The sequence below is a fragment of the Phocaeicola faecalis genome, from assembly GCF_021730445.1.
Taxonomy (GTDB): domain Bacteria; phylum Bacteroidota; class Bacteroidia; order Bacteroidales; family Bacteroidaceae; genus Phocaeicola; species Phocaeicola faecalis.
The window spans coordinates 249,612-273,855 of the sequence record NZ_JADNRM010000001.1 but is presented as its reverse complement, the minus strand read 5'-3'; the positions used below and the strand labels follow the sequence as shown (position 1 = coordinate 273,855).

Sequence of the window (24,244 nt, the reverse complement as noted above, 5' to 3'; positions counted from 1 at the left end):
TAAGTCACCCTCGCCACAGATAGTTGTAGCGAGGGTGATTTCAATTTTATATAAAGCTTTCTTTTTTCGTCGTAGAAAGCAAACTATCAAAGGTTTTTATTCCAAAATAAAGAGATAGCCTTTGTCTTTAGGCACTCTGATTTTGTCTTTGGGTGAGAGGACAAAGCCCTCTTGGAAGCCTTTGATGGCAGGCGCGGTCAGTTTGGCGCGGCTGGGGTCGATACCTAATTTGCTCCAGTCTATTTGCAGGGTTACGTCACTGTCTTTGTCAGCCCAACTTGCAATGGCTATCATTACTTTTCCTTCTTTGACAAAGGTGGTGGCAAGGATGTCGTTTCGGCCGGTCTTTATGGGATTGTAAGACACCCAGTATCCCATCATACGGCTGTCTTTTATGCCAAACATATCCCATACCTTCCACAATTGTGAGGGAACAGATTCCATCGGTTCACGCGCTGTCATGCCATAAAGCATGCCGCGATACGGATTTCCTCCATCTTGCAGCATCTCGCTCATCATGCCGAACGGAATACCCGAGACATCGGTCAGCCAGTAGGCGGGAGATTTTTCATATTTGAAGTATTCGCCAAACCAAAGACGGTCCAGATAAGGCATGTGTTCCATGTAGAGGAAGGCACTGTTGATGAACCCGTCTGCGGGATTGAACTGATTGGCAGAGTGCACGTCAATACGCGGGTCGGGGCGATTGTTTTCCAATACCCTGCGGATGCGTTTCATGGTGTTGCGGTCAAAAGCAAGGTCGTCAATATATACTCCGTCGATGCCTACATTCTTGGTCAGCCAGTTCAGCCCTTCCACATAGAAGTTGTGCCAACGTGAAATGCCGGTGTTCACGATGGCAGCGTCTTTATAAGCGTCTACAAACCAGGCGCCGATATAATCGTCATCCAGATGTTCCTGCAGCCAAGTGTAGCCTCCTCCTTTGCCCGGAGAGAAGATTTCGTGTCCGAGGCTCTTCAGGGCAAAGAGTTCGGGAGCATGGTTAGTGAGTTCGCGCACTGTATAGTAAATCTTTACTTTATATCCTTTGGCGTGCGACTGGTCTACATATTCTTTCATGAAAGCCGGTCGGAAGAACGGATAATTGATGTGAGGGTTGATGGCGTTGCCGTGATGCAGGTTGATGACATTGGCTCCTGTTTCTCCCACTACATCGACTGCTTGATAGGCGTGTGCATCGCTGTCTTTCAATTTCTCGGCAGGCTGGTAACCGTGGTAGTAGCGGTCTGTCCATTGTTTCATCGTGTCGATGGGCTTGAAAGGAGTCACCAGCACGAGGAAGTTGAAATGCAGTTCCTCGCCTTTCAGAATGTTGCGCTTGCCGCTATACGTTTCAATATTCACTTGTTTCCCGCTCTCCTTGTAGTTAATGCCTCCTTTGCCTTCATTATACCACGAGTATGGCATATTCAGCGGTTGCTGTTTGTAGAAGTTTGTATTTAGCGGACGGCGGTAGTTCTTTGCGCGGAAGAGGCACTGCATCCCTGCGTTTACATCGCCGAACCAGAAACCTTCCTGATTTCGGTCTACGTCCCATTTCCACTTGTCACTTTTGGGGCGCAACGACCCTTCGTATCCCATTCCCAGACGATATTTGGCGGTTGATGCATTCATTGGGGTCAGCAGGGCGATATCGTCCACTTGGGTATTTTCTTCGGCTTTCACTGTTATCTGATAGCTCATGAATCCGTCAAACTCCATGTGTGCATCTACCAGAACGTTGAGGTTGCCGGCTTTGCCGGACGCAGTCCAACTGACGATGCCTTTCTCTTGACGGGTGAACCGGAAAGGAGAAGTGATGACAATGGGGAGTTCCTTACCATTCTGGCGGATAACGAAGCGCATGGGCTGTGCCAATATCTCTTTGGCATCTTTACCCAATGAGGTCATCTCTTCGGTAAAATAGCTGCGGATGGAGGCGGGAAGACCCAAATTGTCGGTCGTTATACTTCTGCCCAGTACTCCGATAGTGTGGCCGGTGACAGTCATGGGGGTGAAAGGCTTCACCAAGTCATCGTTGACGCCATACTGTGAGTTCAACCAGCGCAGGCGGGACAAGCGCCATAAATCACTGTCACCTTTATCCACAAGAACATTGTCGGAGAGGTTTATGGATATTTTCACTTGTTGAGTGCCTACCGGGTCACTGACGGTGATGGTTCCGGTGTAAAGTCCCTTAGCGGCATGTTCGGGCATCTGAATGCCAATCCAGAGAGGCTGGATGCGTCCTTTATTCACGTCTACAATAGGATGCATGGGGCGTCCCAGCCAGTCCACCCCTTCCGTATTGAAGCAAGTCATGGCAGAGGCGGGGATAATGCTTCCGTCCTTTCCTTTCAAATCAGTGAAGGTGACTTTGGCTCCGTTTACGGCACGCTTGAAAGCCCACAAGCCGAGTTGCAGAACATAGTATTCGTTCAGGTCTGCTTCACCGAAGAATTCCCCTGTCGCACCTTTTGCAACCTGGTGATAAGAGAGTTCGTCAAACATTCGGATGGGATATTTACGGTCTTCGGGCAACAACAGGAAAGGTGCATCGCTGTTGGCATCCATCAATGCTTGCTTCTCCTTTTCCGTGGCGATGATTTCCATCGGATAGAAACTGTTGAAACTGCCTAATGATTCGAAGCGGACCAGTGTGGCGCGGGGAGCTTTACCTTCGGGTATGGCGCTGCACGCGGCTTTCCATTGCGGGTCGGCTTTATCGGGCTGCTGTGGATAGTTAACTTTGGGATAGGGGCCTCCTGAGGTGTGATAGGGAAGATAGTAGACATAATATTCTCCGGCATTTTCTTCGGCATCGAAGCGGATGATTCCGTATTCGCGGTTGATTTCCATTGGAAGCACATTATCGACTATTTTCCCAGTTGTGGCATTCATGACGATAATCCCTTTCTGATGAGGGTCTTTGTCGCGTCTGCGCCAGGGGATGTAGGCTTCCGTCACGGTGGCGGGAGTTTTTACTGAGATAACCACTCGGTGATTGCCCAATGTATCGGGTGTCCAGTAGTTTTCACCGTAGAACGAAGCATCAGGAATAAAGTCCTGAGCCGTTGCCGGAAAGGTTAATAACAGGGCGGATAATGCCCATAAAAAGAGTCTTTTCATTTTTGTTTTTTTATTAAAAGCCTGTTTCTAAATAGCTCAAATCTTTTTCTAACACAGTTGCCGTATCATACAAAAGTTTCCTTTTAATACATCAGAAGTCCTTAAATTCATCATTCTCATCGGATTTTACAGCAATACATTCCATCTCTACCAGCCATTTGGGGCGGCACACGGGAGCATTCACTATTACGTGGGGAAGATGAGGAAATTTGCTGTCGAACAGTTCCTTGACGATAGCATAATCCGAAGAGTCGCGCAGATAGACAATCGCCTGTGATATATCGTCGAAACTGCATTCGGCTTCTTTAAGCAGTGCTTCCACATTTTCCCACATGCGGTGAGTCTGTTTGCGCACATCACCCGGGTGCACCACTTCACCTTTATTATTTATACTGGCGGTTCCCGAAATGAATACCTGTCTGCGGTCGCCATATTTCACACACGTCCCGCGTTCAAAACTCACTCCGTATTCATACGTGGGATTCAGATGGGTAGTGGCATACAGGAATTGTATCTGGGCAGGTTGTATTCCGTTGATGGCATACGCATCCATCTGTACTGTCACTTGCGGGTCGGGATGCCGTCCGCCGATGCCGGTGCTGGCTATGTAGTGTGTCTTTTCCGTAAGGTCTTGTGTGAGGAATACTTCATTCCGTGCTTTCACCATACCTGAATAATTGACGTCTATATTCTGTACGAAGAACCATGTGCGGATACAGTTATCCGCCAGCTTGCAATTCTGCTCATTGAGTTGCATCACATAGTTATTCAGCAACAGCCGTGTCTGGTACTCCGAAGTAGAGGCACGGTTGAAGTCTCTTCCTTTCCAAAGGTGACGGTAGCCGTTGTGTGTCACCTCGAAGAGTCCTTCGGGAAGCACCTTGGTACTTACTTCCGTTTGCAGAAAAGCCCATAGTGCAATCTTGGTACCATTGCAGGGTGGCTGTTCTATGATAGACAAGGCACAATCCGAGTGTTCCGTTTCCGCAGCTAAAAGCAGGTCGGCCTGATTGACAGCATCGCTCAGAAAGTATCGTTTGAAAATAGTAGTACCCTTTTTTAATTCATTCTCTTTTAAATCTGAATAGGTATCCAACAGCAATTTCAGTTGCTCTTCATAAGATTGCCTGGGTTTCGTCAGTTGAATCATGACCTGATATTCGACAACACCTTTTGAGGGAGTGAATTCAGAATAGCAGACCATTACGTTCTCATTCTTATTTATGGTTTTATAGTTTATCATAGTTGATGCTTTAAATGTTGCAAATTTATAATTTTATGGCATTGTGGCAATGCTTCTTTTCATTCTTTTTATCCATTGGCATAACTGTGCATGCCTCCGAGCAGAAAATTTACTCCAAAGTAGGTGATTAACACTGTGAGGAATGCCACAATGCCAAATATATGGAAGAACATCGGATAGCGGAACCATTTTAGAGAAGCCGGGTGCAGTGCGAGTGCGTAAACCAGCATGGTGATAAGTGCCCACACTTCTTTCGGGTCCCAACCCCAGTAGCGTCCCCATGATACATTGGCCCAGACAGCTCCGATAAAGATGCCTATGGTGAGTAGGAATACAGCCGGGTAGAGAATCAGCCGGCTGATTGTTTGCAAAAACTCTATTGCTGTCGCACAATTTCCTGTTGAGTAATGTAGAATGACTGCCGTTATTCCGTTCAGCATGACAAAAGCCAGTAATGAATAGGCTGTCATAATTGCTACTACATGAATGCTGAGTAGAGGAGATTGGAGGACTGGCATTAATTGGGTGATTTGAGGATTCTGTTCGCCAAACATGGAGACTAATAATGTAAGTCCGCACAACAGGAACCCAAATGGTACTGACAGGGTGAATTTACGCTGTAGAAAGAAAGTGAGCAAGACTGTGCACCAAGCCATGAACTGCATTGTTTCAAAACCGTTGGACAGAGGAAGATGGTTACTTACATAACCGCGCAGAACAATAGCCATGGATAAATAGATAAAGATGAAGCAGAGCAGCAGATTAAAGATAAATGCTAAACCGCAACAGATGTTTTTCTCTGTTACCGTGCAACGGCAATAGTAAATAAAAGCAAATAAACCGATACAAAGGCAGAGTATGGCAATAGGTTTACTGTAATCGAATTGGTTATATAGTTTTTCTGCTTTAAACTTGCTTGCTGCAGGAAGTGCTTCTCCACATTCTTTCTGTTGGTATTGTTTGATTTTATTTAGTAAACGGTTTACTTCATCAAATCTTTTCATGACAATTTGCTCATTGACATAATTCATTGCCTTACGGGTGAAAGTCCATTGTTCATTTTCCATTTCATGGGGAAGCTGGTCACTTTGCGCATACCATTGCAGGGTGTTTCCTTTTGCATCCCGATAGGGAAATATTTTCATAAGCGCTCCGGTACATACCATGCTGATGATATTGAATTTCTCATTGGCTTCTTCTATGCCTTTCTTGTCTGCCATTTGTCGGCCTAAATGGATTTGCCGCATTGCATCTTCCAATTTATACTCATTAGTGCTACTGGCAAAATCTTTCACTGAGGCATATTGTCCCTTTATGCCTAATAAGCGTCGGGCTTCATTGCTTTTGATGCGGATGACAGGTTCATTCTTCCAACTGTCATAATAGAATAGCCAACCGGTCAGAACTTGTTCCGAGGTAAGCCCGCGATATGTCGGTTTACCATATAACTTGATTGTAAAATCTCTTGCGAAGGTTTGCAGGGGGCAGATACGGTCGTTGTACAAGATATAAAGGTCACCGAAGCGTTCGGCTGTTTCGCGCGGGAGGGTTTTCGGCAAGGGATGGTCGGCAGCCATTGTCCGGCTCACCATCAGAAAGGTTGAGACAAACAACAGGAAGAAGATGCCGCATCCCCTTTTTATACCCTGACTATTGTTGCGGTAGCTTTTCATTAATTGGCGGAATGTGCTTTGGGGATTAAAAAAGAATAGAATGATGGAAACCAGCAGTATGCCATATCCGGTGTAAGTAATCCCTATCCCATAAGGGTCATGAGAGACGCTGAGAACGGTCCCTTGTCCGTTTGCATCATATCCGGATTGATAAAAGCGATAATTCATGAATGAAAATATTTTGTTCATAGATATTTCTCCTTCTATACTTTCACTGTTATTTTCGACAGAAACAGTAATCCGGCTGACATAATCCATAGGTGCCCGCGTTCCTTTATAATAAGTTATTTCAAAATCTTCCAGTGAGATGCTGAAAGGGAGAGTTCGTTTTTCTCCTCCTTTATTTATAAAGAACATTGTTTTCTCTCCAAGTTTCAGCTGTAAGGTTCCTTGTTCGCCATCTATCCATGTGACAAATGCTCCCACCAATATAAAAATAAAAGAAAGGTGGAGCAGGAACGTTGTCCATTGACGGTAGAGTTTTCTTTTTATCATATAGAGTAAGGAAGCGAGGGCTGTACCTCCCCACAGTATGACAAAGAGTACGGAACTGTAAATATGATTGTTTACAAACTCCGTACCGTTTACTTTTTCCAATATTGTAGCCATGGTGAGAACAAAAAGCAGGATACCCAATAAGCAGAAAGCAATTCTTTTCAATAGTTTCATGTAGCTTCAGTTTTTGATGATGTATCATAAAAGGCTGTCTTACGATTCGGTCTACTTACATACCGGATTGTGGAACAGCCTCTTGTTGTGATAAAAAATTAGATCGCTTCAATGAATTTCACGACAGCTTCACGGTCTTCTTTGCTTAACGTACGGAACTTCTCAATTGTCCACCGGGCATCACTTTGTGCATTTCCATGCCACATGATAGCTTCGATTACATTGCGTGCGCGACAGTCGTGCAGACGGTCACTGGCTCCGGTGCAAATGGTGGATAAGCCACGTCCCCACAGCGGGGTGGTTCGGCACCAGCCGGTGCGGATATCGTTCTCCATATACAGACGATGCTGTACTAAATCGCTATACGGCCAAATGGTCTGATCGGGATATCGGGGCAAGCGTGCATCTCCGTCACTGAAGAATCCGCTTGGATCTGTAAAGTTATCCTTGCCGGTTTTCCATGATGGGCGGTGACAGCTGGCACAACCGATTTCGCGGAAGAGCGAACGCCCCTTTTGCACGTCGGGATTATCCAGATTACGTGCCGCAGGCACTGCAAGCCCTCTGTGCCAGATCATAAAATCCACATAATCATCATCTGTCATTTCAATCGGCAATTCTTGATTCATCAGATAGTTTACGATGTCTTCCTTTACATTTCCGGTTTTGTTCCAATCCGGAAAATATTCATAGAATTTGTCTTGCACTTCAGGATCATTTGCCGCTGTATTGGCATAAGTCTGTGTCATATAATGATAACGGCGGTTGCTGCGTGTTACATTGGTAATATTCCAAATGGCATTGGCTCCTGCCGCATCTTGCAGCGGACCACGGCTCAGTGCATAAGTATAACGGAACGGGTGAGTGGTGCTACCATAGGTTTTCACCCATTCGCCATTGGCAAAGAAGCTGGGATTCAGTGAAACACCTGCTTTTTCCTGACGGATATACTCGGCTTTCAGTGAATCGTCGGGAATTGCATCTATCAATCCGGTACCATAAATGCCGATAGTGGACTCCAGACGAACCTTGACATTGGCATAATCCACCGTTTTACCATTCACTTCCAATGGAACATAATAGGCATCTTCAGGGATGGTGACTTCCGGATAAATCAGGCTGTAGGTCTCTCCGTCAGGGAATTTATTACCCCATTCATCCGTGTAATTGAGCCATTCTATATTGATTTTGTCTTCATCAATGGGAGCCTTGAATGGAGCTATCGCTTTGGTTTGCGGCATACCGGTCAGTGAGGAAAGATAAGTATCGGTATTGTCTGTCACTACCAGCAGATAACCGTTTCCCCAATCATCGGCACGATACCTTTCCATGCGTTTTCCATGCCCATATCCCGGATGACAGGACATACAGGAGTTGCGTACATAAAGCGGGCCGAGGCCGTTGAACGGCTTCGTGTTTTGTGTATAGGTACGCTCGAAGAAATATTCTCCATACTTGAACTTGTCAGTCATACCGGCATTCTCGACGGCAGGGGTAGGGTCTTCGTAAGCCGAAGCCGAACTGTTGAAGGTAGTACCCAGCAATCCTCCGGCATACCATTCTTCATCCGTAACCGGTTCTACCGGCGGATTAGTTTGCTGCGGATCATCTTCATCGCTGCAAGCGGCGAACGAGAGTACCGCCAGTCCCATTAGGAAACATTTTGAATAAAAAAATCCTTTCATGTTCTTCTTTGTTTGTTCTCAGATATATTGCTGCTGCCATTTTATTTGGCAAGTTCAGCCTTTACTTCCGTTAAGACATCGTCCAAGGCTTTGCAGGCATCCATTGCCTCTTGGCAAGAGGCATCCGTATAGTTTAATACAAACGGTGCTTTCATTGCCTTTATTTTGGTCAATGCATTGGTGATGGCATTGGTCGTTTTGGCATCCAGGTCGGCGTTTACCGATGCCATATAGTTGTGCAATGATTTACTTTCATCACGCTGTCCTTCTATACCACCCATATAGGCATTCTGTATGCTGATGATGTTGTCATAAAAGTCGGTGATAGAGTTGTAGCTGTAAGGAGATTCGATGTAGTTTTTGTCTTCACCGGTGTGAGGCTTTCCGATTTTAGAGGTGCCTACTTCGTCGGCAATGGTTTTGCAACCGTCGATGATGGCCTGCATAGCTCCTGTCCAACTGGTATAAGTACTGCCCACTTGTCCGGCCAGCATCATGTTCTGTGTATACGAGTTTTCACCGCCTGCCACAGTCGTATTCCATTCCAGTTCGTCTACCACTTTGGTTACACGGCTTGCGTCCACATTGTCTGCACCGGCCCATGATATCTGCAATTGATAACATTTGTTGCGCAGGTCGCCCGCCACGGCAATGGCGTAAGTCAACTCTTTATCTTCAATTTTCGAGACAGCTTTAGGGTTGCCGGCTTCAAAGATAATATATTCGATACCGTGGAATCCAAGCAACTCCGGGCCGAGTTTCACACCTGCCCATACATCGGCATCTTCAGCTTCCATGGCTGTAATGTGAGACGTGTTTTTCATTTCATCCAACAGGCCATCCAAGTCAAGCGGCCATGAATCGATGTGCGGATCTATACCAAAGTCGGAAGCTGCTCCAAACAGGAACGCTTCACTCTTTTCCCACCATGCACGTGCGCTGAGGAATGTCTCACATACGGATTTCACATTATCATCTGTTTTATCGGCTTTCAGTGCCTTTAGCTTTTCAACCAGAGCTTCTGTTTGGTCAGCCAGACCAGTGTATGTAACAATTACTGTATTCTTGGTAAACTGGTCTGCAATAGCCTGATATCTTTTATCTTTTTCAGATAATTCGGTATCACCGCCATCCGGTTTGTCGTCATCGCTACATGCACTGAAATTGAATGTCATCATCGCTGCCATGGCAGCATACAGGGGAAATCTTAAAAACTTTTTCATACCTCTTTTAATTAAATATTAAATTATTGTTATTTTATGAAATAGCCTGCATAAGCAATACCTAAAGAAATGGACGGTTCATTATTATATTGACTTTTCAGGAAGCGTTGTGAATACTCTGCTTTCACGACTATTTCTTTTATCGGATAATAGTTAACACCTATTGCCATACGTTGGCGGTCTGTCCACGAATATTTCGTCGCTCCTTTGACCGGTACATAAGAATCATAATATTCATAGCGTCCGAACACATAGAGTTTGTCTCCCGATTCGCGTAACTTTCTGATTTGGGAGAATACGTTATATCCGGCTTCAATGCCGCCTGCCACTGCATTCTTTCCCACATGAGTGCGCTTATAGGGTGATGTGCTGGACTGTTCGCGGTTATATTTTGATATGGTCGCTGCATCTCCCAAGTGCCCGTAATCTATGTTTCCGCGTACTATCCAGTTATGTCCCTTATAATCAAAGTCGAATGCAGCAATGCTTACAGCTCCTTTGGTATCTTTGTATTTGCCTTGGTCTGCCTGAAGAGTATTATTGAAACTATGGCCATAATAGGCACTTAGCCCCATGCGCAGGCCGGGAACGGAATAGTTGTCTATACGCATGGCCACTGCATAATTATTGGCCGGAGTGAACTCAAATGCGGAACCTGAACCATTCTTTATCCATTGGTCTTTTGAAAAATGCATTGAATTGAGGGCAGGAATCAGCATGGCTTCATATCTCCAGTCACCGGCGCGTCCCCAAAGACTTATACCGGTTTCGTGCCATGTGCATGGCATGATTGTGTTCTCTCCTTCAGGACGGTATACAGTAAAGAACTCGTTAGGAAGGTGATGGGCATTGGTATATCCCACAGGAACTATGATATGTCCGGCACGGATATTGAACTCAGGACAGAATGATTTCTGTATCCAGAACTGTTCCAAGGCAACTTCACCGCCACGTTCTATCTCTTTTTCCCATTCGCCCACTTCTTCCTGTTCCATTTCTACAGCAGACTCTGTTCCACCGTGTTCGAACTCAATTTCGCTTCCCATTGTCCAGCCTTTGCCGAAATCATATCCTATCATGATAACTACATGAGGAAGATCGAACTGTCCATGACTTTTGGCATCTTTATAATCCTCCGCTTTAGAGTAGCGGTTGATATTGTCACTGTAGAAGTTGCGCGTCATTACAGCTTCACCATAGCCTCCCAACGTAAGCCTTGATTTCTTGGGAGCATCCTTTTCCGTCGTTTTTTCTGTGTGGTTGTTTTCCTTGTCACTTCTGATGTTGTTTTCAGCATAAGTACCTGTCATACAGCTTGCAAAGGCTATAGAAAACAATAATACCTTTCTTTTCATTTACTTTAAGTTTTATAATTTTAAGATGCCGCAAAGTTAGAGGGAGTTAAAGGGTATGGCAATACCTAAAAATGGGTAATGTTTAGTGGAGGACTGGTAATAAGTAGGTATTATTGTAATAATGGGTCACCTTGTTTTCTTGGGGATTAAGATATCATATCACCAACGAAGGGAAGGGTAAGCCGTTTCTTAGGGTCAGCCAAGCCTTTTTTAGCGGAAGATTATTACAGTCTCCGACGGCGGACTGTACAGTCCACTGTAATGGACTGTACGGTCTTCGGTAGCGGACTATACAGTCCATTGCCGAAGACTGTAGTAATCTGACGGACAGAAAGGCATAATCGAAAGGACGAAAACGCTTGCTCCGGCTAATGAAACGACTTAGGGAGCTCATAACGTATGCAGAGGTTGAAAACCGGTCTTATAGAGGCGAATCCAATCTTCCTGAATACAGACTGTAAGTCGTTTTTAGATGGATTGAATCTGCCTCTACAGTAATAATGTAACAGTAACTTTAGAGCTTTTCTCTTTTCAGAACTCTTTTTCATTACTTCTGATGCGGCTGAGCGTGGGAAGAGTGATGCCCAGATAAGAAGCGATATATCCTAAATTAGCACGTTCGCATACGGCAGGAAATTGTATTTTCATCTGTTCATACCGTTCTTTGGCAGGCAGGGTGAGCCGTTCCTTGTGAGTGCGGTGCAGGCGTCTGTATTCATCCTGATGGATAACCCTGCCCCAGTTTGCCCATTCGATATTGGTCTGGAACAGATGGGTGAGATGGCTGAGTGAAATTTCATAAACCTCCATATCCTCCAGCGACTCTACAAACTCTTCGCTCAGCTTGTTGTAATATAGTTCGTCCATGCTGAATACGATATTGCCTTCGCACGAAAAAGACGTCGTGATTTCTTCTCCGTCTACCAGCCAATAGGAACGCGTCATCCCTTTTTCTATAAAGTAGGCCACCTTGCAATAGATGCCTTCTTTTATCAATTGGTACTTCTTGGGGAAGCGATGAGGCTTCAGGCACGAGACCAGCAAGTCTATGCTTTGGTCGGAGACCGGATAGTCCTGCTTTATCTTTTTTATTATATTTTCCATTATTGTATCGTTATGTTTGATATTCAGTGTTCAAAGTTATGTATTTCCCATTACAAAGCGGCAAAGGGCGGGACATATTTTTTGTTTTTCTTTTTTTGCAACTTACTTGCATGCCTTTTCGTTTACCTTTGCGTCAGAAGAAAATAAGAAAATAAATATGAAACAGTATCGTAATGAAATCTTTTCGTTCCTGATGTTGATGGCGGGAATTCTGTTGGGATATGCACAGACGGCATGGTTTGCACTGCCTTATGTCAGTCTTGCCTGGTATCTGGCGGCAGTCGCTCCGGTTGGCTTTCCTGTCATGGCGGAAGCATGGGAGCATTTTATGAAGAAAGAGTATTTTAATGAGTTTATGCTGATGACGATTGCTACAATAGGTGCCTTTTGCATTGGCGAATACCCGGAAGGGGTGGCAGTGATGTTGTTTTATGCAGTAGGCGAGCAGTTGCAGGATAGTGCCGTAGACAAGGCACGCGACAATATTCGCGCCCTGCTTGATATGCGTCCGCGCACAGCTTCCGTCCTTCGCAAGGGTCAATATTCGATTGTTCCGCCCGAAGCGGTGGAGATAGGAGAGACCATCGAGGTAAAGGTGGGCGAGAAGGTCCCTTTGGACGGTGTGTTGCAAAATGAGGCGGGAGTGTTCAACACGGCGGCATTGACCGGCGAAAGCCTTCCGCGCTCGGTGAGGCAGTCCGGTGAAGTGTTGGCAGGCATGATTCCGGTAAATGAGACCATTCGGCTGACCGTCACGAAACCTTACAGCCAAAGCACCCTGGCGCGTATGCTGGAGATGGTGGAGGAGGCTGCCGGACGCAAGGCGCCGACAGAACTGTTCATGCGTAGGGTTGCCCGCTACTATACTCCGGCAGTCATCGGGGTCGCGTTCCTCATTCTGGCGCTTCCGTTTCTTTATTCATTGGTGCAGCCGTCCTTTACCTATCTGTTTGGCGACTGGCTGTATCGTTCTCTGGTGTTCCTCGTGATATCTTGTCCGTGTGCCTTGGTGGTGAGTATCCCGCTGGGTTACTTCGGAGGTATCGGTGCGGCATCACACAAGGGCATTCTCTTCAAGGGCGGCAATTACCTGGACGCCATCACGAAGGCAGACACGTTTGTCTTTGACAAGACAGGCACGCTGACTACAGGCAACTTCCGTGTTTGCCGGATAGAGACTGCGGGAATATATCCGGAGGCGGAAGTCCTGAAATATGTCGCATCGGCAGAAAGCAAGAGCAGCCACCCGATGGCAAAAGCCGTGATGGAGTATGCAAGGCAGCGACAGGAAACTCTTTATCCGGTGGGGGCAGTGACGGAGATTGCCGGCTACGGACTGGAGGCACGCATCGACGGCAAGCAGATACTGGCAGGCAGCTACAGGCTGATGGACAAGTATGGAATGACGTATCCGGAAGGATTGCGTGAAATGCCCGAAAGTCTGATTCTGTGTGCGTGCGACGGTGTTTATGCAGGTGTGGTTGTTTTGGCGGATGAGCTGAAGGAGGATGCGGTAGAAGCCGTTCGAGGATTGAAGGAACAAGGTATCAGGCATTTTGAAATCCTGTCGGGTGACAAGACCGCACTGGTGCAAGACATGGCACGCCGTCTGGACATCCGCCATGCTTACGGCGATTTATTGCCGGCCGACAAGGTGGCCCGGCTCCAGAAGCTGAAGGATGGGAAACATAGTGTCGCTTTTGTGGGAGACGGAATCAATGATGCGCCGGTGTTGGCATTGAGCGATGTGGGAATTGCGATGGGAGGCTTGGGAAGTGATGTCGCGATTGAGACAGCAGATGTGATTATCCAGGACGACAGCTTGTCGAAGCTGGTAACGGCTGTCAGGATAGGCAAATACACGCGCCGCATCATTTGGCAGAATGTCACATTGGCTTTTGTGGTGAAATTTGCCATCCTTGCATTGGGAACCGCGGGAGTGGCGACACTGTGGGAAGCCGTTTTTGCAGATTCGGGGGTGGCTCTGCTGGCTATTTTCAATGCAATGCGCATTAACAGACTACCTTAGGGCGGATTCAATCATTTATTTCGGCTCTGGAAAGGAAAGGGAAGAAAACGACACGGATTTCGCAGATAAATGAAGCCGAAGCCAATCTGCGGAATCCGTGTCTCAGAAAGAATAGACTGTTGCTGTATCGGCTTATCCGAGTGACAGAATCAGTAATTGAGCCGTGAGTACCCGAAGAAACATCGTGAGCGGATACACAGTGGCATAACCCACCGCGGGTGCGTCACATGAGGTGAGGTCATTGGAATAAGCCAGAGCGGGCGGGTTGGTGGTGGCTCCCGACAACACTCCGATAAGGGTGTAGTAGTTCAACTTGAAGGCATAGCGCCCGATAAATCCTACTATCAGCAGTGGCAGTACGGTAATGATGGCACCATAGCCTATCCATACATACCCGCCTTCATTGATAATCGTTTCAATAAATCCTTTACCTGCACCGAGGCCCACACAGGCAAGAAACAGAGAGATGCCTATCTCGCGGACCATCAGATTCGCACTGATGGTGGTGTAAGTAATGAGTTTGTATTGCGGTCCGAAACGGCTTATCAGGATGGAGACAATAAGCGGTCCTCCTGCCAGTCCCAACTTGACCGGCTGGGGGATGCCGGGGAACATGAACGGAGTGCTGCCCAATATACATCCCAGTGCGATACCCAGAAAGATAGGAATCAGATTGGGATGGTTCAACCGTTTCATCGAGTTGCCCAATATCTTTTCGGCTTGTGCCACTCCCAGCTCATGACCGACAATCTTTACACGGTCACCCATCTGCAGTTGCAGGTGGGGAGTGGCGACAAGGTCTACTCCCGAACGGTTTACGCGCGTAATGCTGACCCCGAAATCATTGCGGATTTTGAGTTGCGACAAGGTCTTTCCGTTCAGCTCAGGTTTGGTAATCAGAATCTTTCGTGAAATCAAGTTCTTGTTCTTGAAATCCCATTCCACATTCACCTGCTTGCCGAAGAAAACGGTGATTGCCTCTACGTCTATCGGATTGGCGATGATAAGAATTTCGTCGTTCAGATGAAAGACTGTATTCGAGTTGACAAGTTCCATCTGCTTGTCTCCGTCGCAGTGGCGGATGCGCGAGATAACGAAGTCACGGTTCACCAGCGGCTTGATATCCTTAATCGTTTTTCCGTCTACCGCCTCATTCCTGATTTCCAGTGAGATGGGGCGCACGGTCAGTTCCTGTAAATGTCCCAAGCCGCGTTCTGCTTCCGCCTCTTCCTGCTTCGGCTTAATCTGCAATAAATATTTCAGTGCGAGCAGCGAAAGGATGCAGCCTACTACACCCAGTGGGTATGAAACGGCATAACCGAGTGCGATTTCGGGCGCATCGATGCCGTTCAGGTCGCTGTTGGCCTGCTGTGCGGCTCCCAGTCCGGGTGTATTGGTGACAGCTCCCGAGAGGATGCCCACCATCGTGGTAATAGGCACTCCGGTGATGAAGTGCAGTGCCACCGTGATGATAACTCCCAGGAATACGACCATCATGGCAAGCATATTCAGCGTGAACCCTCCCTTTTTGAAAGCCGAGAAGAAGCCCGGCCCTACTTGCAGGCCGACAGAATAGACGAACAGAATCAGTCCGAACTCCTTCAGGAAATGGAGCAGATGCTCATCCAGGTTCAGATTGAAATGTCCGAATACGATTCCTACAAAAAGTATCCATGTCACACCTAATGAAATGCCTGCCACTTTTATCTTCCCCAGCATGATGCCGAAGGCGATGACAAGCGAAAGAATCAACACGGAGTGTGCCACTCCGCCACCCCACAGGTTAGGGTATCCTTCAAATAGATTTCTAAAAAGTTCCATTCTTCTATAATTAATTAAATGATTATGCTATCATTACTTATACTTATCGGAGCTTTTCATGTATCGGGAAGGTAAACAAAGTTGTGAAAGAGATTGTATCGCTTAAATCGGGCACAAAGTTAGATATTTATTTTATATTTGCACCCGATTTAAAATATAGATTAAAAGTATGAAGCCACAATTGCTTATAGGGGCCGCTACTTCGGGAAGCGGGAAGACGACTTTCACGATGGGACTGTTGCGTGCGTTGAAGAAACGAGGCATGCAGGTGCAGCCTTTCAAATGTGGCCCTGACTATATTGATACTCAGTTTCACACCTTGGCGGCAGACCGCGAGTCGGTGAATCTGGATACTTGGATGGCATCGAAGACACATGTGCAGCATATTTATAATAAGTATGGAGAGGGGGCCGATGCGTGTGTTGCCGAAGGGGTGATGGGACTGTTTGACGGTTACAGCAAAATGGAAGGAAGCAGTGCCGAGATAGGGCAACTGCTGGGCATCCCGGTAATATTGGTTGTCAGTGCACGTGCGACTGCCTATTCGGTTGCTCCTCTGATTTATGGATTCAAGCATTTTCATCCGGGTGTGAAGATTGCCGGAGTGGTGTTCAATCAGGTATCTTCATTACCCCACTATAATTATCTGAAAGATGCGTGTGTCGATGCCGGCGTAGAGTGTTTGGGTTATCTTCCTTTCACCGAGGGGCTCAAGATTCCATCCCGCCATTTGGGGCTGACGCTGACGGCCAAACGTGCGATGGACGTAGTGATAGAGCAGGCGGCGGCATTGGTGGAGAAGTACGTGGATATTGATAAACTCCTGAATATTTGCCATCGTGGTTTCCCATGTCGGTATATGTTGCCATATAGCTCCGAAGCGGGAGTGGAGAGTTTTACTCCCCGCGCAAAGAAACTGAAGATTGCAGTGGCGCGCGATCCGGCATTCAATTTCATTTATCGCGAGAACATCGCCCGGTTGGAAGAAGTTGGAAACATTACTTATTTCAGTCCGGTGTATGGCAGCGATTTGCCGGAAGCGGATTTATTGTATCTTCCCGGAGGGTATCCGGAGCTCTTTGCCCGCCAACTGCACCGCCGCAAGAAACTGATGGAAGCGATAAAGGCTTTTGCCGAGGAAGGAGGGAAGATATTGGCCGAATGTGGCGGGATGATGTTTCTGACTCGTTCGCTCACGGCACGTCAGGGGGGAACGGCCTATGCCATGGCAGGTGTCTTGCCGTTGGACTGTACGATGGTGGGAGCAAAGTTGCATTTGGGTTATCGCCGGTTGGAGTATCGCGGACTTGAACTGAAGGGACATGAGTTCCATTACTCCGGTGTCATAGAGCCCGACACACTTCCTTCGGTGGCAAAACAGTTCACCGTCAAAGGAGTGGAAGTAAATACTCCTTTATACAGATATAAGAATGTAATAGCCGGATATACCCATCTCTATTGGGGAGAAACCGATATATTAAAGCTTTGGGAAGAATGAATAAGAACTTACACCCTATCATGTTGGCAGGAACAGGCAGTGATGTCGGGAAAAGTATCATTGCAGCCGCTCTGTGCCGCATATTTAGACAAGACGGCTATCGGCCTGCTCCCTTCAAGGCGCAGAATATGGCATTGAATTCCTATGCCACTCCCGAAGGACTGGAGATAGGACGGGCGCAGGCGGTGCAAGCCGAGGCTGCCGGAGTTCCTTGTCACACAGACATGAATCCACTCTTGCTGAAACCCAGTTCGGACTGCACCTCGCAGGTGGTATTAAACGGCAGGCCGATTGGCAACCGTGATGCGTATGAATACTTCCGCAAGGAGGGGCGCGAGGAACTGAGAAAAGAAGTCAATGCTGCTTTCGACCGCTTGGCTGCCCGTTATAATCCCATTGTTATGGAGGGAGCCGGCAGCATTTCGGAAATAAATCTGCGGGATACGGACTTGGTAAATATGCCGATGGCTTGTTATGCTGATGCTGATGTGATACTGGTGGCGGATATTGACCGTGGAGGGGTGTTTGCCAGTGCTTACGGTTCGGTCATGCTGCAAACGCCCGAAGACCGGCAGCGTATAAAAGGCATCATTGTCAATAAGTTCAGGGGAGACATACGCCTCTTTGAATCGGGTATAAAAATGATGGAAGAGTTGTGTGGTATTCCTGTCTTGGGGGTGATTCCTTATTATAAGGATATTCATATCGAGGAGGAAGATTCGGTTGTGCTGGATTATAAACGTATGCAGGCGATAGAAGGAAAGGTAAATGTGGCGGTGGTGTTACTTCGTCATCTGTCTAATTTCACAGATTTCAATATGCTTGAACGTGATGAACGTGTGCATCTTTACTATACGAATAACACAGAGGAACTGGCAAAAGCGGATATTATATTGCTTCCCGGAAGTAAAAGCACATTGGATGACCTGTATGAACTTCGCCGCAACGGTGTGGCGCAGGCTATCCTGCGTGCGCATCGCCAGGGGGCTTCGGTCATGGGGATTTGTGGCGGTTACCAGATGATGGGATTGGAAGTCCGCGATCCTGATGGGGTGGAGGGAGATATCCGTCAGTTGCCGGGGCTGGGATTGCTTCCCATGATAACCACCATGCAAGGTGAGAAGGTCACTCGCCAGGTGACTTTCCATTTTCTAGGTAATGAAACAGCCTGCCGGGGATATGAGATTCACATGGGAGAGACGGAGCCTGTGCCCGGTTTCCCCGCTTCTCCATTGAATCGGTTGGAGGACGGTAGGGCGGACGGCTATTTTGTCGACAGGAAATGTATGGGAAGCTATATTCACGGTATCCTTGACAATCAGGTCTTCATCGACTTTCTGCTGGAGCCTTATGCCGGCAGGCTGAACCGGCAGACGCTGGATTATAAAGCTTATAAAGAAGAACAATATGATAAGTTGGCGGCACACGTGCGTAAGCACTTGAATCTGCCGCTATTATATCAAATAATGCGTGACAATGATTGACGGACACGGAGATGATGCCTATAAGTATGGGCAAAAGATAAGGATAAACTTTAGCTCAAATGTATATAATCATGTAAATCATAATGGTTTGCATGAGTATCTATATCATCGGATGGAAAGCATCCGAAGTTATCCCGAACCTGAGCCTTACTCTTTGGAACGGGCATTGGCACATTCTCTCCATCTGTCGGAAGAGAAAGAGGTTTGTGTGACTAATGGCGCTACGGAGGCCATTTATTTGATAGCCCAGACCTTTAAAGGAAAAAGCTCCGCCATTTTGGTGCCTACTTTCAGTGAATATGCTGATGCCTGCCGTCTGCATCACCACAAGATACAGGCAATTTATACATTGGATACGATACCGTCGGGAACAAACCTGATATGGATATGCAATCCAAATAATCCTACAGGAAATGTACTGGATAAAGAGGCTTTGAAAGCACTCATAGTGAAACATACGGAATGTTATTTTGTGATAGACCAATCGTATGAATTCTTTACGCTGAAGCCGTTGCTGACAGCCAAGGAAGCTGCCGGATATCCTAATGTAATTCTGCTTCATTCCATGACCAAACGCTTTGCTGTTCCCGGACTCCGCTTGGGATTTATGACGGCCAATCAAGTCTTGCTGCACGAAATCCGTTTGCAGCGCATGCCTTGGTCTGTCAATCAGCTTGCTATAGAAGCGGGGCACTATTTACTTCAGCATACTGAGGAGTATCATATAGATATGTCCTTGTTACTAAAGGAAAAAGACAGGTTGGCTAAAGCGTTGCTTGCAATAGGAGGAATGGAGGTATGGCCTTCGGATACACACTATATGTTGGCACAGTTACGGATGGGGCGGGCTGCAGCTTTAAAAGAATACTTGGCAGAGGAGTGTGGCATCCTTATTCGTGATGCGTCCAACTTTGAAGGCCTGAGCGAGCATTTCTTCCGCATTGCTACACAAACTCCGGAAGAAAACAATGAACTGATAGAAGGTATAAAGAAATGGACATACTTATATTGATGCTACCGCTGTTGGCAGGGTGGCTGTTGGATAAGTTGATAGGTGACCCTTCCTGCCTTCCCCATCCCATAGTAGGTTTTGGCAAGCTCATCTCTTTTTGTGAAAAGCGGTGGAACAAAGGAGAGCACCGGGTGGAGAAAGGGGCATGGACGGCTATTCTGCTTATTGTATTCATTTATGGAGTTTCTGCATTATTGATACACGGACTATATGTCATGAATCTTTGGATAGGGGTAGCGGCCTCGGCAGTTCTTATCTTTTATTGCTTGGCAGGAACTACGCTGGTCAATGAAGTGCGCATGGTTTTTATGGCTGCCGACCGTTCGTTGGAAGAGGGTAGAAAACAGGTTTCCCGCATTGTGGGACGGGATACTTCCGAGCTGACGAATCAGGAAGTGAGGTTGGCAGCGTTAGAGACGCTGGCAGAGAATCTGAGTGATGGGGTGATTGCTCCTTTGTTCTGGTATCTGTTATTGGGTGTTCCCGGTATGTTGACATATAAAATGATAAATACATTGGATTCTATGGTGGGATATAGGAACGAAAGATATCTGCAGTTTGGCAGGTGGGCAGCCCGCATCGATGATATTGCCAACTATGTTCCGGCTCGTTTGACGGCTGTTTTGATGATACTTTCCACCGGGCGTCTTTCTTTATTGAAGTTTGTGAAAAAATACGGCAATCAGCATGCAAGCCCTAACTCCGGTTATCCCGAGGCGGCTTTGGCCGGAATCTTGAATTGCCGTTTCGGTGGTCCTCATCATTATTTCGGTGAGATGGTTTACAAACCATTTATAGGCAATAATGAAAGGCCGGTTCACTCGTCTGATATGCGTATCGCTGTCCGAGTAAACCGGGTTGCCGAGGGGATAATGGTGATATGGGTTATTCTCTGTCTGATAGGAGCATACCCTTTTCTTCCGTTATAAAGATAAGTTGCAGGGAAGATTTATATCTCAATCTTAATGATTCCTCCATAGGGGGTCAATGCGCTGAATGCTTCTTCGGGCTTTACTGTTCCGGCATAAATCTGGGCATTAATCAATACGCCTCCATGAGCAAATATGGCAACTTGTTTGTATGGCTTTTGGCGAAGCTCATTCAGGAAGTCGGCTACACGTTGGTATTGGTCTTGAAACGACTCTCCATTGGTAGCTCTCACATTCCGATAATCGGCATACCATTTCTGAAGGTTGCTATCGGTTATATCCTCAAAACGTTGCATCTCCCAATCACCGAAGTTGATTTCTTTGATGCGGTCATCCCGCTCGGCATCCGGGTAACCGCAGAACGTGGCCAGGCGTACACAGCGGGTTAACGGACTCATATATACTTTGTCAAACTGAAGACCTTTGAGTTGCGCGGAAGTTTGTGCAGCCTCTTCTTCAAAGGTCGGTTTCAAAGGGACATCTGTCTGTCCGTAGCACACTCCCTGAGGGACGTCTACAGAAGTGTGGCGAATGAGATATACTACCATAAGTTGGTATAAATTAGGTTTATTATTAAATAGAAAGAGAGTTCACACAGCAGAAAGGTGGCTCCGCAGCAGTCTCCTGTGTATCCTTGCAAGCGTTTGCGCAACAATTGCAATAACAGGAAAACGACGGTAATGGGTGCAAGGGCTGCCCACCAATAGGACATATTCAGGAAAAGACACATGGGAAGTCCACCGGCTACAAAGGCCACTATCCATGTCGGGATGTCCATGCGGTCATAAATGACTTTTGCTTTTGATTCTTCTTCTTTGCGTGCGTATGGCAAGACGTTGATTATCTGTGCGGAACAGAACTTACTCCATGCATCTCCGCTTGCTACAGCCATACACGCCAAAGAGAGCGATAAAGTGGAGAGCAGATTCCATAGTAATCCGAAGTAGAATAGAAGTCCTAACACTCCGTATGTTCCTATATGGGAATCTTTCATAATCGAGAGAATCTTCTCGCGTGAAGTTCCGCCGCCAAAGCCGTCGCAAAAGTCTGCCAGACCGTCTTCGTGCAGTGCGCCAGTGATGAGCAACCGTGTCAGTAAAGCAAGGATAACGGCTATGGACATGGGAAGAAATTGGGCGGAGAGCCATAGTGTACCTGCCATTATTCCTCCGGTGAGCCAACCGACAAAAGGCCAATAATCGACTACACGCTTAAAATAAGCGGCGGGAACTTCGGCTATTCTCCAAAAAGGTAGCCGGGTGAAGAATATGAGTGCGGCAAGCAGTTTCATTATTAAAAGTATTTTGTGATGGATGCATGGGCAAAGTTATCCATCTCATTCATCATGGTTACGGCAGAGACAATGATGGGATAGGCACAGATAGCACCGGTTCCTTCGCCTAGCCGGAGTCCCAAATTCAATAAGGGGCGTGCGTTTAGAGCGTCAAGTACCAGTTTGTGTCCTATTTCGTCTCCTTGATGACCGAAGATGGCGTATGGCAAGACTTCCGGGTAGAGCCGGGAAGCGGCAAGGATGCAGTTGGTCATGATAAAGCCGTCGACCAATATCAGCATCTTCAGTTCGGCAGCCCGCAGCATACCGCCGATAGCCATTACCATCTCGTAACCTCCAAACCAGGCAATCTTGTCTCTTGCCGATCCGTCGCCTTGGTAGTTGTCGACTGCCTGTTTCAATACATTGTATTTATGACGGATACCTTCCGAATCCAAACCGCTACCGGCTCCCACGCATTGCTCTAAAGCGATGCCTGTAAATAAATGCATCCAAATGGAAGAGGGAGATGTATTGCCTATTCCCATTTCTCCGAAACTGATTACGTTACAACCGTCGGCATATACGCTGTCTACCATCTGTGCACCACGTTCCAAGCATAGCTCCATCTCCTCATGACTCATGGCCGGACCATGGAGAAAACTTCGGGTACCGCGGCCTACACTGCAGTTGATAATTCCCTTTTCGTAAGGAAGATTATAGTCGACCCCGGCATCTACCAGTACAAGTTTGAACCCATGTTGCCGGCAGAGAAAATTAACTCCGGCACCACCATGGAGGAAGTTACTCAATTGTTGCCAGGTAATCTCTTTGGGTGATTTGCTGACTCCTTCTTCCACGATGCCGTGGTCGGCAGCGAACAGGATGTTGTGGGGATGGCATAGAGTGGGAGAGAGCGTCTGTTGGATGAGCCCGATTTGTAATGCCAGCTCTTCCAGTACGCCTAAAGAACCTTTTGGTTTGGTCAGGTTATTGATTTTGTCTATCAGTGCTTCCTGTATTTGCCGGTCAGGAAGTTCGATATGGAAAGTTTTCATGGTCTTATTGTTTTATTAATACAGGAATACCCGATACCATTAAGTATACTTGATGGGCTTGGGAGGCAATATATTGATTCATCCAACCTTGCAAATCCGTAAAACGGCGTTGGATGGGATTGTCGGAAACAGCCCCTGAACCTATTTCGTTTGTTACAAAAATAAAAGTGGCATCTTGTGCAGTGAAGGCATTGAACTCTTGTTTCAGAGCTTGCAATGACAGATTCACGTCAGAATCCAGGTCGAAAAAGTAATTTGTGGCCCATAAAGTCACGCAGTCTATCAGTACCACTCGTCCGTTTACCTGATGACGACTCAATTTCTTTTCTTCTTCTATGTTTGTCCATTCCGGCCCCCGGCGTTCCTGATGCTTGATGACCCGTTGGCGGAACTCTTCATCCCAAATGCGGGAAGTTGCCATATAAATAGGATTGGGCGACAAACTGAGGGCTAATTTTTCTGCATAAGAACTTTTGCCCGACCGTTGGCCGCCTGTGATGAGTATAACACGTTTCATAACTTTTATTTTTCTGCTGCTCGCAGAATAAGAGTGGTGGCACCTATAGTGATGATGGCGCCTTCTTCTATTCTGACCCGGTCTTTGTCTCCCAATATATCATTTAATAGAAATGTTCCGGTGATGCTCTGATTGTCCCGCAGGGTATATATGAGGTCTCCCTGTTTGTTTCGTTTTACATTGACTATGCAATGGCGACGATCCATACTTGGGTCGGATGTTTCAATGGAAATATCTACATCGGTACCTTTACTGCGACGTCCAATCAGGTTGTCTCCTTCTTTTAAAGGCAATACCTGTTTATAGCCAAATACATTTTCCACCACCACAATGCTTCCGAAGTCTTCGTTGTTGGCTTGTTCGTCAAGAACTTCTTCTTTGCGGGTCGCTTTTAATTTTGACTTTCCGATACGGATACTGAATTGCTTTTTGCAGTGTTCACATATAAAGACCAAAGACTGTCCTTCCGTATATTTTGTTTCGTCAAAAGTTATATAGTTGTCACATTTAGGACACAAGACTCTTTTCATGGGAGATAATCT

At 46.7% G+C, this 24,244-nt stretch carries 18 protein-coding genes; 5 read left to right on the top strand and 13 right to left on the bottom strand.

Annotated features, from left to right (window positions below; all coding sequences use genetic code 11):
• Positions 1-96: 96 nt before the first annotated feature.
• From IR173_RS01170 to IR173_RS01140, 7 genes are all read right to left on the bottom strand, one after another.
• A complete protein-coding gene (locus IR173_RS01170; protein ID WP_237037873.1) occupies positions 97-3,129 on the bottom strand; it encodes a glycoside hydrolase domain-containing protein in 3,033 nt (1,010 codons plus the stop codon).
• Positions 3,130-3,220: 91 nt separating this feature from the next.
• Positions 3,221-4,372 (bottom strand): Rid family hydrolase, encoded by a 1,152-nt coding sequence (locus IR173_RS01165; protein ID WP_394800627.1) that lies wholly within the window; start codon positions 4,370-4,372, stop codon positions 3,221-3,223.
• Positions 4,373-4,440: 68 nt separating this feature from the next.
• Positions 4,441-6,714: a cytochrome c biogenesis protein CcsA gene (gene ccsA, locus IR173_RS01160; protein WP_237037872.1), complete on the bottom strand. Its 2,274-nt coding sequence runs from the start codon at positions 6,712-6,714 to the stop codon at positions 4,441-4,443.
• Between the two features lie 98 nt (positions 6,715-6,812).
• Positions 6,813-8,399, bottom strand: coding sequence for a di-heme oxidoredictase family protein (locus tag IR173_RS01155; protein ID WP_237037871.1), 1,587 nt, complete (start codon positions 8,397-8,399; stop codon positions 6,813-6,815).
• 41 nt (positions 8,400-8,440) lie between these two features.
• Positions 8,441-9,622: an imelysin family protein gene (locus tag IR173_RS01150; RefSeq protein ID WP_237037870.1), complete on the bottom strand. Its 1,182-nt coding sequence runs from the start codon at positions 9,620-9,622 to the stop codon at positions 8,441-8,443.
• 29 nt (positions 9,623-9,651) lie between these two features.
• Positions 9,652-10,977, bottom strand: a complete 1,326-nt coding sequence (locus tag IR173_RS01145; RefSeq protein ID WP_237037869.1) for a hypothetical protein — start codon at positions 10,975-10,977, stop codon at positions 9,652-9,654.
• A 531-nt stretch (positions 10,978-11,508) separates the two neighbouring features.
• The gene (locus IR173_RS01140) at positions 11,509-12,081 is read right to left on the bottom strand and encodes a Crp/Fnr family transcriptional regulator (RefSeq protein ID WP_237037868.1); all 573 of its coding nucleotides are present in this window, start codon (positions 12,079-12,081) and stop codon (positions 11,509-11,511) included.
• 157 nt (positions 12,082-12,238) lie between these two features.
• Between IR173_RS01140 and IR173_RS01135 the strand changes: the two genes are divergently transcribed.
• On the top strand, positions 12,239-14,110 hold the full coding sequence (locus IR173_RS01135; protein WP_237037867.1) for a heavy metal translocating P-type ATPase: 1,872 nt from the start codon (positions 12,239-12,241) through the stop codon (positions 14,108-14,110).
• Positions 14,111-14,242: 132 nt separating this feature from the next.
• On the opposite strand, the gene IR173_RS01130 is transcribed toward IR173_RS01135, so the two are convergent.
• Complete coding sequence (locus tag IR173_RS01130; RefSeq protein ID WP_237037866.1) at positions 14,243-15,931, bottom strand: putative transporter; 1,689 nt, start codon at positions 15,929-15,931, stop codon at positions 14,243-14,245.
• 169 nt (positions 15,932-16,100) lie between these two features.
• Here IR173_RS01130 and IR173_RS01125 point away from each other — a divergent pair, with 169 nt between their 5' ends.
• From IR173_RS01125 to cbiB, 4 genes are read left to right on the top strand one after another with little or no spacing between them, the layout of a single operon-like run.
• Positions 16,101-17,429 (top strand): cobyrinate a,c-diamide synthase, encoded by a 1,329-nt coding sequence (locus IR173_RS01125; protein ID WP_237037865.1) that lies wholly within the window; start codon positions 16,101-16,103, stop codon positions 17,427-17,429.
• A complete protein-coding gene (locus tag IR173_RS01120) occupies positions 17,426-18,913 on the top strand; it encodes a cobyric acid synthase (RefSeq protein ID WP_237037864.1) in 1,488 nt (495 codons plus the stop codon). The genes IR173_RS01125 and IR173_RS01120 overlap by 4 nt, the downstream gene beginning before the upstream one ends.
• Complete coding sequence (locus IR173_RS01115) at positions 18,906-19,925, top strand: threonine-phosphate decarboxylase (protein WP_237037863.1); 1,020 nt, start codon at positions 18,906-18,908, stop codon at positions 19,923-19,925. Before IR173_RS01120 ends, IR173_RS01115 begins: the two co-directional genes overlap by 8 nt.
• On the top strand, positions 19,907-20,854 hold the full coding sequence (cbiB, locus tag IR173_RS01110; RefSeq protein ID WP_237037862.1) for an adenosylcobinamide-phosphate synthase CbiB: 948 nt from the start codon (positions 19,907-19,909) through the stop codon (positions 20,852-20,854). Before IR173_RS01115 ends, cbiB begins: the two co-directional genes overlap by 19 nt.
• A gap of 20 nt (positions 20,855-20,874) precedes the next feature.
• Here the strand turns inward: cbiB and cobC are convergent, their stop codons facing one another.
• Genes cobC through IR173_RS01085 form a run of 5 tightly spaced genes read right to left on the bottom strand, consistent with a single transcriptional unit; the run spans position 20,875 to position 24,232 of the window.
• Positions 20,875-21,402, bottom strand: a complete 528-nt coding sequence (gene cobC, locus IR173_RS01105; RefSeq protein WP_237037861.1) for an alpha-ribazole phosphatase — start codon at positions 21,400-21,402, stop codon at positions 20,875-20,877.
• The gene (cobS, locus tag IR173_RS01100; RefSeq protein WP_237037860.1) at positions 21,396-22,145 is read right to left on the bottom strand and encodes an adenosylcobinamide-GDP ribazoletransferase; all 750 of its coding nucleotides are present in this window, start codon (positions 22,143-22,145) and stop codon (positions 21,396-21,398) included. Before cobS ends, cobC begins: the two co-directional genes overlap by 7 nt.
• A 2-nt stretch (positions 22,146-22,147) precedes the next feature.
• On the bottom strand, positions 22,148-23,185 hold the full coding sequence (gene cobT / locus IR173_RS01095; RefSeq protein ID WP_237037859.1) for a nicotinate-nucleotide--dimethylbenzimidazole phosphoribosyltransferase: 1,038 nt from the start codon (positions 23,183-23,185) through the stop codon (positions 22,148-22,150).
• Positions 23,186-23,189: 4 nt separating this feature from the next.
• Positions 23,190-23,702, bottom strand: a complete 513-nt coding sequence (gene cobU / locus IR173_RS01090; protein WP_237037858.1) for a bifunctional adenosylcobinamide kinase/adenosylcobinamide-phosphate guanylyltransferase — start codon at positions 23,700-23,702, stop codon at positions 23,190-23,192.
• Positions 23,703-23,707: 5 nt separating this feature from the next.
• The gene (locus IR173_RS01085; protein ID WP_237037857.1) at positions 23,708-24,232 is read right to left on the bottom strand and encodes an FHA domain-containing protein; all 525 of its coding nucleotides are present in this window, start codon (positions 24,230-24,232) and stop codon (positions 23,708-23,710) included.
• Between the last annotated feature and the right edge of the window lie 12 nt (positions 24,233-24,244).

Excerpts from the sequence above, each read along its gene's own strand:
- IR173_RS01170 (WP_237037873.1), bottom strand. The coding sequence starts at position 3,129 with ATGAAAAGACTCTTTTTATGGGCATTATCCGCCCTGTTATTAACCTTT.
- IR173_RS01165 (WP_394800627.1), bottom strand. The coding sequence starts at position 4,372 with ATGATAAACTATAAAACCATAAATAAGAATGAGAACGTAATGGTCTGC.
- ccsA (WP_237037872.1), bottom strand. The coding sequence starts at position 6,714 with ATGAAACTATTGAAAAGAATTGCTTTCTGCTTATTGGGTATCCTGCTT.
- IR173_RS01155 (WP_237037871.1), bottom strand. The coding sequence starts at position 8,399 with ATGAAAGGATTTTTTTATTCAAAATGTTTCCTAATGGGACTGGCGGTA.
- IR173_RS01150 (WP_237037870.1), bottom strand. The coding sequence starts at position 9,622 with ATGAAAAAGTTTTTAAGATTTCCCCTGTATGCTGCCATGGCAGCGATG.
- IR173_RS01145 (WP_237037869.1), bottom strand. The coding sequence starts at position 10,977 with ATGAAAAGAAAGGTATTATTGTTTTCTATAGCCTTTGCAAGCTGTATG.
- IR173_RS01140 (WP_237037868.1), bottom strand. The coding sequence starts at position 12,081 with ATGGAAAATATAATAAAAAAGATAAAGCAGGACTATCCGGTCTCCGAC.
- IR173_RS01135 (WP_237037867.1), top strand. The coding sequence starts at position 12,239 with ATGAAACAGTATCGTAATGAAATCTTTTCGTTCCTGATGTTGATGGCG.
- IR173_RS01130 (WP_237037866.1), bottom strand. The coding sequence starts at position 15,931 with ATGGAACTTTTTAGAAATCTATTTGAAGGATACCCTAACCTGTGGGGT.
- IR173_RS01125 (WP_237037865.1), top strand. The coding sequence starts at position 16,101 with ATGAAGCCACAATTGCTTATAGGGGCCGCTACTTCGGGAAGCGGGAAG.
- IR173_RS01120 (WP_237037864.1), top strand. The coding sequence starts at position 17,426 with ATGAATAAGAACTTACACCCTATCATGTTGGCAGGAACAGGCAGTGAT.
- IR173_RS01115 (WP_237037863.1), top strand. The coding sequence starts at position 18,906 with ATGATTGACGGACACGGAGATGATGCCTATAAGTATGGGCAAAAGATA.
- cbiB (WP_237037862.1), top strand. The coding sequence starts at position 19,907 with ATGGACATACTTATATTGATGCTACCGCTGTTGGCAGGGTGGCTGTTG.
- cobC (WP_237037861.1), bottom strand. The coding sequence starts at position 21,402 with ATGGTAGTATATCTCATTCGCCACACTTCTGTAGACGTCCCTCAGGGA.
- cobS (WP_237037860.1), bottom strand. The coding sequence starts at position 22,145 with ATGAAACTGCTTGCCGCACTCATATTCTTCACCCGGCTACCTTTTTGG.
- cobT (WP_237037859.1), bottom strand. The coding sequence starts at position 23,185 with ATGAAAACTTTCCATATCGAACTTCCTGACCGGCAAATACAGGAAGCA.
- cobU (WP_237037858.1), bottom strand. The coding sequence starts at position 23,702 with ATGAAACGTGTTATACTCATCACAGGCGGCCAACGGTCGGGCAAAAGT.
- IR173_RS01085 (WP_237037857.1), bottom strand. The coding sequence starts at position 24,232 with ATGAAAAGAGTCTTGTGTCCTAAATGTGACAACTATATAACTTTTGAC.